10 protein-coding genes are annotated in these 17698 nt (G+C 69.5%); 4 read left to right on the forward strand and 6 right to left on the reverse strand.

What is annotated here, in order from left to right; translation table 11 throughout:
• Positions 1-13 precede the first annotated feature (13 nt).
• The 4 genes from HPY32_RS07420 (at position 14) to HPY32_RS07435 (ending at position 10044) form a co-directional block, all read left to right on the forward strand.
• Entirely contained in the window at positions 14-5197 is a 5184-nt protein-coding gene (locus tag HPY32_RS07420) for a non-ribosomal peptide synthetase (protein ID WP_171982742.1), read from the forward strand.
• A 10-nt stretch (positions 5198-5207) separates the two neighbouring features.
• Entirely contained in the window at positions 5208-7232 is a 2025-nt protein-coding gene (locus HPY32_RS07425; RefSeq protein WP_067592113.1) for an ABC transporter ATP-binding protein, read from the forward strand.
• A complete protein-coding gene (locus tag HPY32_RS46085; RefSeq protein WP_171982743.1) occupies positions 7222-9030 on the forward strand; it encodes an ABC transporter ATP-binding protein in 1809 nt (602 codons plus the stop codon). Before HPY32_RS07425 ends, HPY32_RS46085 begins: the two co-directional genes overlap by 11 nt.
• Before the next feature lie 150 nt (positions 9031-9180).
• Entirely contained in the window at positions 9181-10044 is an 864-nt protein-coding gene (locus tag HPY32_RS07435; RefSeq protein ID WP_067596125.1) for a hypothetical protein, read from the forward strand.
• Between the two features lie 23 nt (positions 10045-10067).
• On the opposite strand, the gene HPY32_RS07440 is transcribed toward HPY32_RS07435, so the two are convergent.
• From HPY32_RS07440 to HPY32_RS07465, 6 genes are read right to left on the reverse strand one after another with little or no spacing between them, the layout of a single operon-like run.
• Complete coding sequence (locus HPY32_RS07440; RefSeq protein WP_171982744.1) at positions 10068-11903, reverse strand: non-ribosomal peptide synthetase; 1836 nt, start codon at positions 11901-11903, stop codon at positions 10068-10070.
• Positions 11904-11911: 8 nt separating this feature from the next.
• Entirely contained in the window at positions 11912-12877 is a 966-nt protein-coding gene (locus tag HPY32_RS07445) for a fatty acid desaturase family protein (protein WP_067592107.1), read from the reverse strand.
• A 6-nt stretch (positions 12878-12883) separates the two neighbouring features.
• Positions 12884-13639, reverse strand: a complete 756-nt coding sequence (locus tag HPY32_RS07450) for a thioesterase II family protein (protein ID WP_067592105.1) — start codon at positions 13637-13639, stop codon at positions 12884-12886.
• A complete protein-coding gene (locus HPY32_RS07455) occupies positions 13636-14946 on the reverse strand; it encodes a cytochrome P450 (protein WP_067592102.1) in 1311 nt (436 codons plus the stop codon). The genes HPY32_RS07450 and HPY32_RS07455 overlap by 4 nt, the downstream gene beginning before the upstream one ends.
• Positions 14943-16682: a non-ribosomal peptide synthetase gene (locus HPY32_RS07460; protein WP_067592099.1), complete on the reverse strand. Its 1740-nt coding sequence runs from the start codon at positions 16680-16682 to the stop codon at positions 14943-14945. Before HPY32_RS07460 ends, HPY32_RS07455 begins: the two co-directional genes overlap by 4 nt.
• Positions 16683-16698: 16 nt before the next feature.
• Positions 16699-17436 carry a hotdog fold domain-containing protein gene (locus HPY32_RS07465; protein ID WP_067592096.1) on the reverse strand — a complete coding sequence of 246 codons (738 nt, stop codon included), beginning with the start codon at positions 17434-17436 and terminating at the stop codon, positions 16699-16701.
• Between the last annotated feature and the right edge of the window lie 262 nt (positions 17437-17698).

Raw genomic sequence — 17698 nt, forward strand, 5'->3', positions numbered from 1 at the left:
GATGGAGCATACTGTGGCCGATTCGATTGAGAGCTCGCGTCGTCGGTTGCTGGTGGAGCGAATGCTGGCGGGCAAGGGCGGATCCGGAAAAGACCGGGCGATCGGCCGGGCGGATCGGTCGGGTGCGCTACCGGTTTCGTTCGCACAGCAGCGCCTGTGGTTCCTGGACCAGCTGGTGCCGGGGAATTCGTTCTACAACATGCCGTTCTCGTATCGGTTGCGGGGCCCGGTGAACGTGGACGCCGTGGATCGAGCCGTGCGGGAGATCGTGGCGCGGCACGAGGTGTTGCGGACGGTGCTGGTGAGCGTGGCCGGTGAGCCGCGTCAGGTGGTGGGCGAGCCGCCGACGGAGTCCCTGCTGGCGGTGGTGGACGTGTCGGATTCGGGCGATCCGGTGCAGCGGGCGCGGGTTGTGGCGCGGGAGGAGGCGCGGCGGTCGTTCGATCTGTCGACGGGCCCGTTGCTGCGGTCGTGTCTGGTGCGGTTGGCCGACGACGACCACGTGCTGTTGTTGACGATGCATCACGTCGTGTCCGACGGGTGGTCGATCGGTGTGCTCGTGCGCGAGTTCAACGCGCTGTACGACGCGTATTCGGCGGGGGAGGAGTCGCCGTTGTCGCCGTTGTCGGTGCAGTATGCGGATTTTGCGGTGTGGCAGCGGGATTGGTTGTCGGGGGTGGTGCTCGAGGAGCAGTTGGGGTATTGGCGGGATCGGTTGGAGGGGTTGGTTCCGCTGGAGTTGCCGTTGGATCGGCCACGCCCGGCCGTCGCCAGTTTCGATGGCGGCGCGCACGTCTTCGCGCTGTCGGCGGAGCTGAGCGAGCGGCTGCGCACGCTGAGCCGCCGATACCAGGTCTCGCTGTTCATGACACTGTTGGCCGCATTCCAGGCGTTGCTCAGCCGTTACGGCGGCGGCGAGGATTTCGCGGTGGGCGTTCCGATCGCCGGGCGGGTGCGGCCGGAACTCGAGGAGCTGATCGGGTTCTTCGTCAACACCTTGGTGATGCGGGCGGACTGTGCGGGTGATCCGACGTTCGAGGAACTGTTGACGCGCACGCGCGAGACTGCGCTCGGTGCCTACGCGCACCAGGATCTGCCGTTCGAACGGCTGGTGGAGGAACTGGCACCGGAACGGGATCTCTCCCGTAATCCCCTGGTGCAGACCACCTTCCAATTGATGAACGCACCCCGTGAAGATCTCCGGATGTCCAGCACCGAGACGGAACTGTTCGGAGTGAGCACCAGCATCGTCCGATTCGATCTCGAACTGCATATGTACGAACACGCCGATGAACTCGTCGGTCGCCTGGTCTACGCGCGGGACCTGTTCGATGCGGTGACGGTGCAGATGCTGGCCGAGCGGTTCGTGGGAATCGTGCAGGCCGTGGTCGCGGATGTGAGTGTGCGATTGTCGGCGCTGCCCGTGGTGGCGGGTGCCGAATGGACCGATGTTGTGGTGGAACGTAATCGGACCGCCGTGGGGTCGCCGGAGACGGGGACCGTGGTGTCGCTGCTCGAGGGCTGGGCGGATCGTGCACCGGATGCCGTGGCGGTGGTGTGCGGCCAGCGACGGTTGTCCTATCGCGAGCTGGATGCCTGGGCCAATGGGGTGGCGTGGCGGTTGCGGGACGCGGGTGTGGGTCCGGAGACCGTCGTCGGCGTGTGTGTCGAGCGCGGTGTCGCGGCGATTGTGGCCATCGTGGCCGTCCTGAAGGCCGGTGGCGCGTACCTGCCGCTGGACCCGGCGTACCCCACCGATCGGCTGGCCGGGATTCTCGCCGATGTCGCGGTGCCGGTCGTGGTGACCGATTCGTCGACCTCATCGGTGGTGCCGGTTGCCGCGGGGGTCGGGCTCGTCGATGTCGGCGAGTTCGAACACGCGTCGGACCGGGGTCGGCTCGCCCCGACCGCCGGGCCGGAGAACATGGCGTATGTCATCTATACCTCCGGTTCCACCGGGCGGCCGAAAGGTGTTGTGGTCGAACACCATTCGCTGTCGAATCTCGGTTCGTTCCTCGCGAGTATCTATCCGGATGCCGGGGTGTCGCGGTCGACGGTGGGTTTGTTCGCGTCGCTGGTCTTCGATTCCTCGGTGAAGCAGCTGCTGCCCATGATGTGCGGGCATGTGCTGCACGTGATTCCGGAATCGGTGCGGCGCGACGCCCGCGAACTGGTCGACTACGTGCGCGACCACGGGATCGACATGGTCGATGCGACACCGTCGTTGGCGCGGTTGCTGGTGGACGAGGGCCTGCTCGACGGTGCGGCCGGTTCGGCGCCGCGAGTGCTGCTCGGCGGTGAGGCGGTGGATCAACAGCTGTGGGACCGGTTGGCGGGCCATGCCGGGGTCTCCTACAACCTGTACGGACCGACGGAGTGCACGGTGGATACCACCTGGTCCGCAATCGAGTCGGGTCGTTCGCCGTCGATCGGTGTGCCGGTGGGCAATTCGCGGGTGTATGTGCTGGACGGGTTCGGGAATGTGGCCCCGGTGGGCGTGATGGGGGAGCTGTATATCGGCGGTGCGGGGGTGGCCCGGGGTTATGTGGCTCGTGGCGGTCCGACGGCGGATCGGTTCGTGCCCGACCCGTTCGGGCCGCCCGGGTCGCGGTTGTACCGCACCGGGGATGCGGTCCGGTGGACGCGCTCGGGTGTCCTGGAGTTCGTCGGGCGACTCGACGATCAGGTGAAGGTCCGTGGGTTCCGGATCGAGCCGGGAGAGGTCGAGGCGGCGCTGACCAGCCATACCGGGGTCGCCGAAGCGGCGGTGGTGGCGCGGGAGGACGCGCCGGGAGATGTGCGACTGGTGGCCTACCTGGTGCCCGGCGAGAATGCCGCCGTCCCGGACGGGGGCGACGGCGAGACCATCATCGATGCGGCGGATGGTCTGGCCGGTGAGCAGGTGGCCGATTGGCGGTCGATCTTCGATGACGTTCAGGGCGAGTGGGGCAGCGGCATCGACGGTGGCTTCAATGTGTCGGGGTGGAACAGCAGCTACACCGGCGAACCCCTTGCCGCCGAGGAGATGCGGGAATGGGTGGACGCGAGCGTGGACCGCGTGCGGGCACTGGGTGGCCGCAGGATCGTGGAAATCGGGTGCGGCACAGGGCTGCTGCTGTCGCGGCTGGCGACGGAGGCGGAGGAGTACGTCGGCGTCGACTTCTCGGCGGAGACCCTGGCAGGATTGCGGTCGGCGTTGGATCAGCGCGGCCTACAGCGGGTGCGGTTGCTGTGCCGGGAGGCCGCCGATCTGGGCGACCTGCCCGAGGGCGGGTTCGATGTGGTGATCATCAACTCGGTGGCCCAGTACTTCCCCGACCGGGATTACCTCGTACGGGTGTTGCAGGGGGCGACACGGCTGGTCGCGGGCGGCGGGCAGATCCTGGTCGGCGATGTGCGGAACCTGCGGATACTGGAGGATTTCCACACTCGGGTGCGACTCGCCCAGGGAAGTGGTGCCGCGGCACCGGCGTTCGAGGTGGCGCGGGGGATGGCCGAGGAGACGGAGTTGGTTATCGATCCGGTGTTTTTCACGGGTCTGCCGGAGGTGTTGCCGGAGGTGACGCGGGTGCAGGTGATGCCGCGTCGGGGGCGGTTCGCCAATGAGATGTCGCAGTACCGGTACGAGGCGGTGCTCCAGGTCGGTGCGTCGGTCCCGGAGATCACGGTCGGGCACTGGCTGGAATGGACCCCGGCATCGTCACTGGACCGGCTGGCCGCGCAGCTCACCGGCACGGGTGCGGTCGGGGTGCGGGCGATACCGAATGCCCGCATCCATCGGTCGATTCCAGGTGCGGTGCATCCTGAAGATGTGCACGATCTGGCTGTGACACATGGTTATCGGGCGGTACTGAGCTGGGCCGACACCGACGACAAGGGCCGATTCGACGCCGCATTCGTGCCCGTGACCGGCCCCGGCGACAAGCCGCACCCGGCGGGCATGCCGTGGATCGACTTCCCGACGCCGTCCACGCGGCCGGTGCGGCTGGTGAACGACCCACTGCGCGGACGCCGACTCCAGCAGCAGCGGCGCGACCTGCCGCCGACCCTGCGCGAATACCTGTCGGAACGACTGCCCGAGTACATGATCCCGTCGACATTCGTGGTCCTGCACGCCCTTCCGCTGACCACCAATGGAAAGCTCGATCGCCGCGCCCTGCCCGTGCGCGACAACGCGACCGGCAGCGGTTACCGCGCCCCGTCGACACCGACCGAGGAAGTGTTGGCGGGCCTGTTCGTGGACCTGCTGGGAGTCGATCGCCCCGGCGTCGACGACAACTTCTTCGCACTCGGCGGAAACTCGCTGCTGGCAATGCGTTTGATCGCCGCGATACAGCGATCGTTCGGCACGGGAATGGCGGCCCGTGCGATCTTCGAGGAGCCGACCGTGGCGGGCCTGGCGCGCCTGGTCGAAACCGGCCTCACCACCCTGCCCGACCTCGAGCCCCTGGTGCAGGTGCGCGACGGCATCGGCAACCCGGTGTTCTGCATACATCCGCACAGCATCATGCCGTGGCGGTGGCGTGAGCTCGGCGAGTACACGCGGCGCCCCGTCCACGTCGTGCGGCTGGCCTTCACCGGTGACGATGCGCTGCCGGAGTCGCTCACCGCGGCGGCCGAAGACTATGCGGACCGGATCGTCAAGATTCAACCCGAAGGACCCTACGACCTCATCGGATGGTCGTTCGGCGGCCGCGTCGCGCACGAGATAGCGAATGTCCTTCAGGGGCGCGACCTTTCGGTACGGCGACTGATCATGCTGGATACCCGCCTCACCACCGATGTCGCCGAGATCGAGGCCGCGATGTTCAAGTCGGCGGTCCTGCGGGAAATCCTGTCCGACAGCGGAGTCGATTCCTCCGCGGTCCCCGATCCACTGAGCCAGGAGGCCGCCGTCGCGCTGGCGGACGGGCGCGATATTCCCCTGCCGCAGGACTGGTATCTGGATCTGCTGGTCGAGGCCGTGCGCATGAACCGCCAACTCGCCGCCGGGCACACACCCGGGGCATTTCGCGGGGACCTGCATATGATCACCACCCCGCACAGCCGCCACCGGTTCCGGCCGTCGCACGGATGGCGGCCCTATATCGGCGGGAACGTCGAGGAAATCGTCGTGAACTGTTCCCATTTCACGATGCTCCGGCCGGAATCGTTGCGGGAGTACGGCGAATTCCTCGAAACGGTACTGGGCGATTGAGGACGCGCCGATGAAGCGTCCGATGGTGCCGCGCGAGCCGTGGCCGGGCCTGACGCTGATGCGGATGGTGCCGGCCAACGGCCGCGGACTCACCTGCCTGCTGGCCGGACTGATCGTCGTGGCGGGCGCGGCACCCACGCTCGCGATCGTCGTCTCCGGCCGGTTGGTATCGGCGATCGTGAGCGCCGGACCCACCGGCCTGCATGCCGCGGCCGGGCATCGCGCGGTGCTGATGCTGGTTCTCCTGGCCGTTCTGTTCGGGGTGAGCCAGGTGTCGGCGCGGCTGTGCAGCGAGCTCGCGGCCACCCTCGGCGCGCGGCTGGACGCGCGGTTGCAGCGCCGCGCGATCCGTGCCGTGAACGGTCCCGCCGGAGTGGCCCACCTGGACACCCCCGAGGTGCGAGACCTGCTGTCCCGCATCACCGGAGTGGGCATGGGTGGCTACACCACCGGCGGCGCGGTCAGCGGATTCGTCACCAACGCCGTGCAACTCGTGCAGTGCGTCGGCGCGCTGGTGGTGCTGTGCGGCTACCGATGGTGGCCCGCGGTGCTGGTTTTCGCGGCCGGGCTGTGGTGGAGCAGGGAGAGCCGTCGTGACTACCTCGACCAGACCCGCACGCTCGCCCGGCAGACGACGGCACTGCGGCGCTCGAACTACCTGCGCGACCTGGTGTTGCGGCCGGAGGCGGCCAAGGAGATCCGCCTGTTCGGTCTCGCGGGATGGCTCACCGACCGATTCCGAATCGCCTGGGACGAGACGATGGACGCGGTGTGGCAGCGGCGCGGCGCGCGGAGCGTTCCGGCATTCGCGGCACTGCTGATGCTCAGCGGGGCCAACTTTCTGGCGTACGCACTGCTCGGTGCGGACGCGGCGCACCACGTGATCGGGCTCGGTGCGGCGGTGGTCTTCCTGCGCGCGGTCACCCTCGTCGGTCAGGTGTCGACCAGGGGACAGCAGGACATGCAGATCGCGTACGGCCTGAGCGCCCTGCCCGCGGTGACGGGTGTGGAGCGGGCCGCCGCCCGGGTCGTCGAGCGTCCCGGCGCGCCGTTACCGCCGGGAAACGCGGGAGTGCGAATCACCCTGCGGGACGTGCATTTCCGCTATCCGGGCACGGAGAAACCGGTGCTGAACGGCATCGAGTTGGACATCCCGGCGTCGGGGTCGCTGGCGATCGTCGGCAACAACGGCGCGGGCAAGACCACGCTGATCAAGCTGCTGTGCCGGTTCTACGACCCGGACGCGGGCGCCATCCTCGCGGACGGCACGGATCTGCGAGAGCTGGACGCCCGTGGCTGGCAGCGTCGAGTGTCCGCGGTATTCCAGGACTTTCAGCGATTCGAGCTGTCGGCTCGGGAAAACGTGGGCTTCGGCGCCATCCCGCTGCTCGGCGACGACGCGGCGCTGCGGAGAGCGGCGGCCAAGGCAGGCATCCTGGAACGCATCGAAGCGTTGCCCGCGGGCTGGGACACCCCGCTCGCCCGTCACCTCGCCGGCGGCGCTGATCTATCCGGCGGCGAATGGCAACGCATCGCCCTGGCACGAGCGCTACTGGCCGTGGAGGCGGGCGCCCGTGTCCTGATTCTCGACGAGCCCACCGCCAGCCTGGACGCCCGCGCCGAAAGCGCCTTCTACGACCGGTTCCTGGAGCTGACCCACGAGGTCACCACCATCGTCATCTCCCACCGCTTCTCCACGGTGCGGCGAGCGGACGCAATCGGCGTCCTGGTCGACGGCAGAGTCGCCGAATTCGGCTCCCACGAGACGTTATTGGCGGCCGAGGGCCGATACGCCCGGATGTACCGTGCGCAGTCGTCGCGGTTCGACGGACTCGGTCGAAATACGGGCCGAGTCGACGCGATGACGGGCCGGTTCGACGCGATGACGGGCCGAGTCGACGCGATGACGGGCCGAGTCGACGCGATGACGGGCCGGTTCGACGCGATGACGGGCCGAGTCGACGCGACAACGGGCCGGTTCGACGCGACGACGGACCAACTCGACTCGAGGAATGGCTCGCGTCGTGACCGATGATCCTGTGGTGGTGCGCGAGGCGTCCTGGTGGCGGCGGGCGGGGACCGTTTTCGCGCTGTGCTTTCGGGCGGACCCTCGGCGCGCGAGTCTGCTGTTCGGCATGCAGGTGCTGGCGAATCTCGCCACTCTGGCCTCGACCCTCGGGATCAAGGTCGTCATCGATGCCATCGTCCACGGCGATGTGGCGCGGGTGCTGGCGGGGGCGGGGTTCATGGCCGGAGCGGCGGGACTGGCGTCGGCGTTCGGCCGCGGCTATTTGCGGTTCACCACGGTCGTTTCCGAGCGGGCGGGCAGATACATCGATACCGAGCTGATGCGGCTGGCCGGGTCGATACCCACCATCGAGCATTTCGAGCGGCCCCGGTATGTGAATCAGATGACGCTGCTGCGCCAGGAACGGAGCGCGCTGGCCGGTGCGGTCAATGCGGCCGTGCTGAATCTGCGCGTGGCCGTGTCGCTCACGGGCGCGGTCGTGGTGCTGGCGGTGCTGCACCCGGTGCTACTCGCATTGCCGCTGTTCGGGATTCCGCAGGTGCTGGCGCATCGGGCGTCGACTCGGATGGCCCAGCGTGCTCGCGAGGACAATGCCCAGGACACCAGGGCTCGTGACCATCTCTATCAGGTGGCCGCGTCGCTGTCCGCCGGGCGGGAACTGCGGCTGTTCGGTCTGGTCGACGAGGTGTTGACCCGGCACGAGGAGATCGGTGAGCGGATCGTGCGGCGGACCGCGCGGGCGGCGCTGCGCGGAACCGCGTTGACCGCGGCGGCGTCGCTGGTGTTCGCGGCGGGGTATGTCGGCATGATCGTGCTGATGCTCGCCGATACCGAGGGCGGTGGGGCGGCCGCCGTCGGCACGATCGTGCTCGTGGTGTCGCTCGCGACCATGATCAATACCCAGCTCGCCGCCGCCGTGCAGTTCGGCTCCTATTTCCAGCGGGTGGCCGCCGCGGCCGGGCGGCTGCTGTGGCTGACCGAGGTGAGCCGACGCGCCGCCCGGCCCGAGGCCGACGCGTCGCCGCCCGCGTCGTTGACCGAGGGGATCACTCTGGAGTCGGTGTCGTTCCGCTATCCCGACACCGACCGCGATGTGCTGCGCGAGGTGTCGGTGCGGATCCCGAAGGGCAGCGTGGTCGCCGTCGTCGGCGAAAACGGTTCGGGGAAGTCGACTCTGGTGAAGCTGCTCAGCGGCCTGTACCAGCCGACGGCGGGCGTCATCCGGGTGAACGGCACCGACCTGGCGGGTATCGCGCCGGATCGATGGCAGCACCGGGTGAGCCCGGCGTTTCAGGACCATGCGCGATTCGAGTTCCTGCTCGCGGAATCGGTGGGGTTGGGCGACCTGCCGCGCATCGACGATCGGCAGGCCGTCTCCGCCGCGCTGGTCCGTGCGGGCGCGTCGGAGCTGACCCGATTGCCGGATCCGGGCCTGGCCACCCAGCTGGGCACCACGTGGGGCGGGGTGGACCTGTCCGGCGGTCAGTGGCAGAAGCTGGCGCTCGCCCGGGCTCTGATGCGGGAGGACGCCCTGCTCGTGGTGCTCGACGAGCCCGCGGCCGCGCTGGACGCGTTCGCCGAGAAGCAGTTGTTCGAGCGGATCGGCGAGATGGTGCGCGAACGGGCGGCGGCGGGCGCGATCACGCTGCTGGTATCGCATCGCTTCACCACCGTCACCATGGCGGACCTGATCATCGTGCTGACCGCCGGGCGGATCACCGAGATCGGCGACCACGAGACGCTGCGCGGCAACGGCGGCCTCTATCAGGAGCTGTACGAGTTGCAGAGCCGCCTGTACCGGTGACCGGCGGCGCGGCGATCGGGTGCGCACCGCACTCGGCCCGTACCATTCGACCACGATCCGGCCGCATGCGTTCTGAGCTGCGGACATGGCAGGGGTTTCGAGGTGGCGCGGGGTACGTTGCGCACGATCGCGGATCGGCACCATGAAGACATGACCGCAGAGGAACTCGTCACCGCGCCTGTCACCGGAACGGCCTTGCCCGCCGAGCAGTTTCGCCTGCATCGGTCCCACGGTGAGGTCGATGTCGCGCGGGTGCTGGACGTGCTGCACGGCAGGCTCGCGGCCTACCGGGTCAGCGACTTCGTGCCCGAGGCGGACCGCCGGAGGATCACCGCCAACTTCATGGCGTCTCCCGCGCGCACGCCGCGCTACGGCGAGGGCGCCGACGGGGTCGAGGCATACATCATGGGTGCCTCACATATCGACAAGACCACCGCGGCCTACCTCGACACTGTCGAACGCACCGCCGAGGCGGTGGCGGATCTGTACCGCGGCGCCGCCGACCCGGTGGCGCGGCTGCGCGAACTACTCGTCGATCACGGCGGTGTCGCGGGCGCGCGTGCCGCGGCGCACGGGGGCCGCCGGGCGGGATCGTCGAAGGCGGTGTGCTGGAACAATATCGGCGACTATCTGCTGCTGCCGCACGACGATCTCGCGCAGCTGAGCGATCCGCTCCAGGCCGGGTTCGAGATCCAGCGCATTCGCCGGGTGATGGCGGTTAACGTGTACCCGCACATTCCCGGCCGCGGCGGCGCGCTCCGGCTGTGGAATGTGCTGCCCGACGACGCGACTCGCGCCCGCCTCGGGGTGACGCACAGCGGATACCCGTACCCCCCGCAGCTGCTCGTCGACCATCCCAGCCTGGACATCCCGGTCGAATCCGGTGACCTGTGCGTCATCAACGGCAATCTGATTCACGGTGTGCTCGGCGGCGATGAAACGGACCGGGGCAGGCTGCTGCTCACCTGCTTCACCGGGCTCGCCGAGAACGGCGAATTGCTGTGGTGGACATGACCGTGGCGGGCCGGTCGGCGGGGTCAGAGCGCGTCCCCGCCGAGTTCGGCCAGTAGCCGGTCCACCTCGTCGTCCGACATCCCCGCGACATCGCGGCGCAGGCGCACCAGCGTGGCGAGCCGATCCGGGTCCGGATGACCGCCGCGAACCGCCTCGGCCAGCGCCGCCACGGTCGGCGCCGACATCGCCACCTGCGCGGGGAGGTCGGTGTCGAGCAGCTCGCGCAGGCGCGCGACCAACTGCGTCGCCAGCAGCGAATGCCCGCCGAGGGCCAGGAAGTCCTCGTGCACATTCGGTGCCCGGTCCGCCAAACCGAGTACCTCGTACCAGACTTCGGCGATCAGGGCCTCGAGATCGTCACGGGGCGGTTCGGCGAGAGCGGATTCGGCCGCCGCGGGATCCGGCAGAGCCGCCCGGTCCAGTTTGCCGTGGGCGGTCAGCGGGAAGGCCGGGACGGACATCAGAGTCGCCGGAACCATTGCGGCGGGCAAGGTTTGCCGCAGGAAATCGAGAATGCCTGCGGGCGTGGCCTTCCCGGACGCAGGAACGATATAGGCCGCCAGGTGATCGTGGCCGTTGGGCGCGGGTCGCACGATCACCGCGGCATCCGCGACCTCCGGGTGCGCCCGCAGGCGCGCGGTGATCTCACCTGGTTCGATCCGAACACCGCGCAGTGACACCTGATCGTCGCGCCGACCGACGAAATCGATGGCCCCGTCGTCCCTTCGACGCACGATATCGCCGGTCCGATACAGCCGCTCGCCCGATCCGGACGGATCGGCGACGAAACGCTCCGCCGTCCCTCCGGGGCGACCCAGGTAGCCGCGAGCCAGTCCGGGTCCGGCCAGGTACAGCTCCCCGGGCGTGCCGACCGGTACCGGCAGCAGTTTTTCGTCGAGCAGCTGCGCCCGCACCCCGTCGATCGGCCACCCGATGGACGGCAGACCGGCCGCACCCGCGGATACCGGACCCGCGGTGGCGACCACCGTCGCCTCGGTGGGGCCGTAGTGGTTCACGACGCCGAACGGGGTACCGACGGGTGGGGCCGCGGTCAGCGCGTCGCCGCCGACGAGGAGCAGACGTGCCTGCAGCGCACGGTGATCCGGGACTCGCAGCACCTCCTCGGCCAGCGGCGTGGGCAGGAAGGTCACCGTGATGCGCCGTTCCGCCAGCCAGCGGGCCAGGCTGTCCGGCCGGGTGCGCCCGGCGTCGTCCGGTAGATGGAGCCCGGCGCCCGCCGCCAGCGTCGGCCAGATCTCCCACACCGAGGCGTCGAACCCGAAGGACGCCACGTGTGCGCAGCGGTCGCTGCGGGTGATCCCGTAGGCGCGAATGTGCCAGTCCACGAGGTTGTTCAGGCCGCGATGCGGGATCTGCACCCCTTTCGGCGCGCCCGTGGAGCCGGAGGTGTGGACCACGTAGGCCAGATGGTCCGGATGGACGGCCACCTCCGGGTCGGTATCCGGCTGGGCCGCAAGAGCTGCGGCGTCGCGGTCCGGATCCAGCACCGCGGTGCCGTCGGGTAGCGACAGCCGGCGCCCGATCGAGTCGGTGGTGATCAGCAAGGGGGGACGTGCGTCGGAGAGGATGTGCCGCAGGCGTTCCGGAGGGTAGGAGGGGTCCAGCGGGCAGTAGGCGGCACCGGCCTTCAGCACCGCGAGGATGGCGACGATCAGCCGCGGCGTCCGTGGGAGCGCGACACCGACCACCACCTCGGGTCCGGCGCCGCGCTGCCGGAGCAACCGGGCGAGCCGGTTGGCCTGCCGGTCCAGATCCCGATAGCACAGCGTGACGGTTCCGTCGGTGACCGCCGTCGCCCCGGGCTGCTCGGCCGCCAGCAGTGAAATGCGCTGGTGCACGCCGTGGTTCATCGGTTCGTCGGGGTGTAGGGCCGGGTGCGGTGCAGCAGCGGCCTGTTCCGGTGCAGGAAGCCGAGCATCGCCGGAACCGGGCTGATGATCCGCGGCTGGGCGTCGAGCAGGTCTCTGCGCCGCTCGCGCACCGTCGTCAGCTGGGACCAGTGCGCCGACGGATTCAGGTGGTGCTCCTGGTGATAGCCGTCGTTGAAGGTGAGCCGGTTGTACACGCGGCCGTAGTAGCTCACCGAGTCCGCCCCGCGGTGGCTGGGATCGGCCCCGAAGTGCCGGTAGTAGTTCTGAACATTGACCAGCATGAGCGCGGCGAAGAAGGCGGGCAGGTAGCACAGCAGCGTCCACTGCCAGGACAGGGCCGCGAACCCGGCCAGCGACAGGATGTGCGCGGCCCGGTCCGCTCGGATCTGCCGCAACTCCCGGGTGCGCCGCGGTTCCCGACGGGAGACCAGCGACAGCAGGTGCGTCTCGCCCGAGCCGACGCCCCACAGGCGCGTGCTCGCCCACACCTCCCGGCCACGCGTGATCAGGCTGTCGACGGCGCCGGACACCACGTAGCGCAGCAGCGGCGTATGCTCCCCGTCGCGGCCGTCGCGATAGGTGGAGGAGGTGTCGCCGGTGGTGCCGTCCGGGCCGATCGGATCGTTGTTGTAGCGATGGTGATTTCGGACGTGGGTCAGGTGATAGATCTGCACGGACTGACCGATGCAGATCGAATTCAGCACCGAGACCGCGGCATTCAACCGTGCCGAGACGAACCACGGGACGTGAGTGAACAGGTGCGACACCACGATGATGTGATAGGCGGTCAGCACGGTGATCAGGACGAAACCGCCGATCGCCGCCGCGACGCCGAGCCCGTCCCAGTTCCACGCGAACCAGATCATCACCGCCAGCTGCGCCACGGTGAACCCCAGCAGCGCAGCGTCTTTCGGGGTATGCCTCCAGATGCGAACCGACATTGCCGTCTATACCTCCATGGTCACCGGACGGAGTCCGCGGCTCAGTTCCCGCAGCAATGGGTCCGGGGCGCTGAGGAACTCGTAGTGGCTGCCCGGCAGCACGACCCGGGAGAACCGGTCCGGGGTCGCGTACGAGTGCCAGCCGGTCATCTGGTCGGGCCGGATCTCGGGGTCGGCGTGCCAGCCGATCGCGCAGAGCCCGCCGGGCAGGATGCGGGGGGCATCGAGCCGGTATCGCTGGTTCGCGGTGACATCCGCGCGCAGCACCCGCAGGCTCATGGCCAGAATCTCCGGCTGCGGTTCGGCGCCCAGGGCGCGGGTCAGGTCGGCCAGTTCGACCTCGAGTTCGTCGTCGCTCATGCTCAGGAACCGGCCGAACGGCCCGTCGTGCGGCGCCACCTGGGACGAGACGAACAGGCACTGCGGGGCGGGCAGTGACTGCTCGGCGAGCAGCAGTGCGGTCGCGAACGCCGCCAGCGCGCCACCGCAGTGGCCGAACAGGCCGAACGGGCGATCCAGCAGCGGTGCGAGGCCGTCGACCACCTCCTCGGCCAGCTGCTCGTAGGTGCCGAAATGCGGGTCCCGCATGCGGTTCTCGCGTGCGGGCGGCTGGATCAGGCAGACATCGATGTCGTCGAAGCGGCGGGGCCAGCGCCCGAACATCGAGGCGCCCAGGCCCGAATAGGGGAAGCAGAACAGCCGTGCCGCACAGTCGTCGCTGGGCGGTCGCAGCAGCAGTTTGCCGGGACGCTTCGGACTCATCCGATACCTCCGGTCGCAGGGGTCGGTACGGCCGCAATCGCGGTGCCGGACAGCGGTTCCGGCGGTCGTGCATGCGGGAAGAGGCGTGCGGTCAGCGGCAGTCGTTTCACGCCCGCGGTGAAGGTCGATTCCAGATGTTCGACCGGGCCCGCGACCGCGAACTCCTCGACCACGGCCGTGATCCGTTCGAACAGCACCCGCAGGGCGATGCGCGCCAGTGGCGCGCCGATGCAGTAGTGCGGCCCGTATCCGAACGCGATGTGCGGGTTCGGGGTTCGGGTGAGATCGAACCGGTAGGGCTCGGCGAAGGCGTCCTCGTCGCGGTTGGCGGAGCCGAGCCACGCCACCACCGCCTCACCGGCGGCGATCGAGTGGCCCGCGAGCGTGGTGTCCGCGGCGACATAGCGCATGAAATGGTTCGCGGGCGACGACCAGCGCAACCCCTCCTCGACCGCCGTCGGGGTCAGTGACGGGTCGGCGGTCCAGTGCCGATACTGGGCGGGATTGTCGATCAGGGCCAGCACGGTGGCCGCAACCGCGTGCGGCGTGGTGACATTCGCGCCGAGCAGCAGGCTGTAGCAGTTGTAGACCAGTTCGTCGTGGCGCAGGGGGCGGCCCGCGGTGGTCATGCGGGTGAGAAAGCCCACCAGGTCGTCGGACGGATGTTTCTTGCGGTGCAGCACCAGCGTGGAGAAGTAGGCGAACAGGTCGTGATGGGCGGCCGCCAGGGTTCCGGAGGTCTCCCGGAAGTCGGGGTCCTGCGGTGCGATCGACATCGTCGTCAACCGCGTCAGGGTGGGCCAGTCGGACTCGGGGATGCCCATCAGCGCGCCGGTGAACATCATCGGGAACCCGGCCAGCGCACCGGCCAGATCCCAGGTGCCGCCGTCGAATACGGGCGCGAGCAGGGTGTCGACGATGCCGCGGATGCGGGGTAGCTGGGTGCGCAGTTCGCGCGCAGACAGCACCTTGCCGAGCGGTTCGCGCAGTTCGGTGTGCTCCGGGGGATCGCTGGCGGCCATCATTTTTCTGCCCGCCGGATCGGCGCCGCCGAGGATCGACAGCAGCGTGCCCCGCGTGGAGGTGAAGCGGGTGTGGTCGCGCAGGACGGCGCGCACGTCGCCGTAGCGGGTGACCGACCAGAACGATCGGCCGTCGGGAAGGACCTGCCGGTGGGCGGGAGCCCGGCGGCGCAGCTGCGCCCAGATCGGATGCGGGTCTCCGGTGGAGTAGAGCAGGGGGTCGGCGAGATCCAGTGTCGCGAGGTCGATGTCGGGCGCGTCGGGCGCGGGCACGGTGATTCTCATCGGCGATCCTCCTCGGTGCCGTCGGCCGCGGCCTGTTCGATCAGTTCCGCGAGCCGGGCGATCGTCGGCTCCTCGTAGAAGGTGACCGCGGAGACGGTGCGCCCGAACCGTTCGCCGATCTCGACGGTGATGCGGGTGGCCATCAGGGAATGGCCGCCGAGCTCGAAGAAGTCGTCGTCGACACCCACCCGGTCGACGTGCATGAGGTCGGCCCACAGCTGCGCCAGCCAGGTTTCGGTCGCGCCGCCGGGGGCGCGGTACTCGGTGCTCAGCTCGGGGCGCTGCGGTGCGGCGATCGCGGCGAGCGCGGTGCGGTCGACCTTCCCGTTCCCGGTCAACGGCAGCCGCTCCAATCGCTGGAAGGTCGCCGGAATCATGTACTGCGGCAACAGTTCCGCCAGATGTGTCCGCAGATCCGCCGACACCAGGGGCAGATCGCTGAGATAGAACGCCGACAGCACCCGGTCGCCGTCGTCGCCCCGCGCGACGACCGCCGCGTCGAAGACCTCTGGGTGGCCGCGCAGGGCGGTCTCGACCTGCCCGGTCTCGACCCGGAACCCGCGGATCTTGACCTGGCCGTCGGTGCGACCGTGGAATTCCAGCACCCCGTCGGGCCGTCGGCGGGCGAGATCGCCGGTGCGGTAGAGACGGTCACCGGGCGTCCGGGAGAACGGATTCGGGATGAACCGCGCCGCCGTGAGCGCCGGATCGTTCCGATATCCGAGCGCCAAACCCGCACCCGCGGCGAACAATTCACCGACCTCGCCGTCGGGCGTCGGTGCCAGATCCTCGGTCAGCAGGTGAACAGTGGTGCCGTGAATCGGATACCCGATCGGGACGCGGTCGTCGTCGAGCGGTTCGGTGATCGGATGGCAGGCGGTGAAGGTGGTGTTCTCGGTCGGCCCGTAGCCGTTGATCAGGGTGGTGCCGGGCAGCGCGCGCAGCGCCCGGTTCACGTGGTCGGCGGAGAGCACGTCGCCACCGGCGACCAGGTACCGCAACCCTTTCAGGCGGCCGATGCCCGCATCCACCACGGTGTGGAACAGGCCCGCCGTCAGCCACAGCACCGTCACCCCCGCGCGCGCGACCAGGCGGGCCAGCGCGGCCGGGGACAACTCCTCGGGCGGGGCGACGACCAGGCGGGCGCCGTTGAGCAGCGGCCCCCAGATCTCCAGCGTGGAGGCGTCGAAGGCGACCGGCGCCAGCTGGAGGAAGACGTCGTCGCTATCGATGGGCAGCGACGGCTGATTCGTGACCAGCCGCAACACCGCTCGATGCGGCACGCACACCCCTTTGGGGCGGCCGGTGGAACCGGAGGTGTAGGCGAAGTAGGCGACGCTCTCCCCACTCGAGGTGTCCGTGGGCGACGCCTCGGCCGTCGCGGGCACCTCGGCGACGACCTCGGGCGTCACGATCACCTTGACCCCGGCGTCGGCCAGAATGCTCGACCGAACCTCCTCCGGCTGATACGGATCCAGGGCGAGATAGCCCGCGCCGGCCTTGCCGACGGCGAGCAGGGCCACGATCAGGTCGGCAGAGCGCGGCAGGTCGACACCGACCGGATCGTCGGGCTGGACGCCCAGCTCGCGCAGGTGTGCCGCGAGCCGGTCGGCGCGAATGTTCAGCTCCGCGTAGGTGAGTTCGGCGGCGGGGGCGCTGATCGCGACCCGATCGGCGAACTCGGCGGCGCGGCGCTCGAACACCGCCGCGATGGTGTCGGACGAATCTGGGCGCACACGATCTCCTTTCCGATCAGTGGCCGGTGTGGTCCGGAAAATCGGTCCACGTCGCGGTGGCCTTGGCGACCAGCTGCAGGGTGTCGGTATAGAGGGCGGTGGCGACCGTGCGGGTCCGGCCGTGCCGGCGCACCACTGCCCCGACGACCGCGTGCCGACGCCCGGCCCGGACGGGCCCGGTGATCTCGGCCGACATCCGGGTCAGCACCGCGCGGACGGGGGACGATGTTCCGGCCCAGCCGCCCGGACAGTCGAGCGCGCTCCATACGAATTCCTCGGGCACGGGATCGCCCAACTCGGCGGCCGGTGTCCAGGGGCAGGCGACGGTGTCCGGCCGGTCCGCCAGCGCGCCCGGCCGCAGCCGCAGACCGGACCCGCCCGATCGGCCGTGCCCGCAGACGAAGCAGGTCGGGAAGGGGTGATCGGTGTTGCTGAAACGCTCCGCCGCGGCCTCGGCCGTGCGCAGGTCGACCGCCGCGACGGGACCGCCCACGCCCTTCGGCAGCGTCGCCACCGTGGCTATCAACTGCCCGTCGGCCCGGACCGTGCAGCGCGTCGTGCCGGGAAATATCTCGATCGCGCTGTCGAGCGGGGGCGGGACGAGCAGCGTGACCGCCAGCGGCGGCGGCAGACCGCATCCGCGTGCGAATCTCGCACACGCGTAACCGCCGTGCGCCGAATCGGCTGGGCCGTTGAAAACGCGGTCGATCGATAGTCGAATCGGGTCGGACGCGGGCCCCGAATGACTGATCATGAACCGATTCTCGGTGGACGGGCCGCTGGACCGGTGGCATCCGCGCCCCGGGGTTCATCGGCCCCCGCCCTGCTCAGGGCGGCGATGATCAGGCCGCTACCGGCTTTCTGCGGATGTCCGCGGGTACGGGGACACGGGAAGCGCCGGGCCGCCGCGACTCCCGTACCGGACTGTTGCCCGTTCCGCTGTCACGGGGCCCTCCAGCGTCGCGACCGGCGGCCACGGCGCGACCGACCATCCATCACACGTAGTGCCCCTCGCC

Source organism: Nocardia terpenica (assembly GCF_013186535.1).
Classification (GTDB): Bacteria; Actinomycetota; Actinomycetes; order Mycobacteriales; family Mycobacteriaceae; genus Nocardia; species Nocardia terpenica.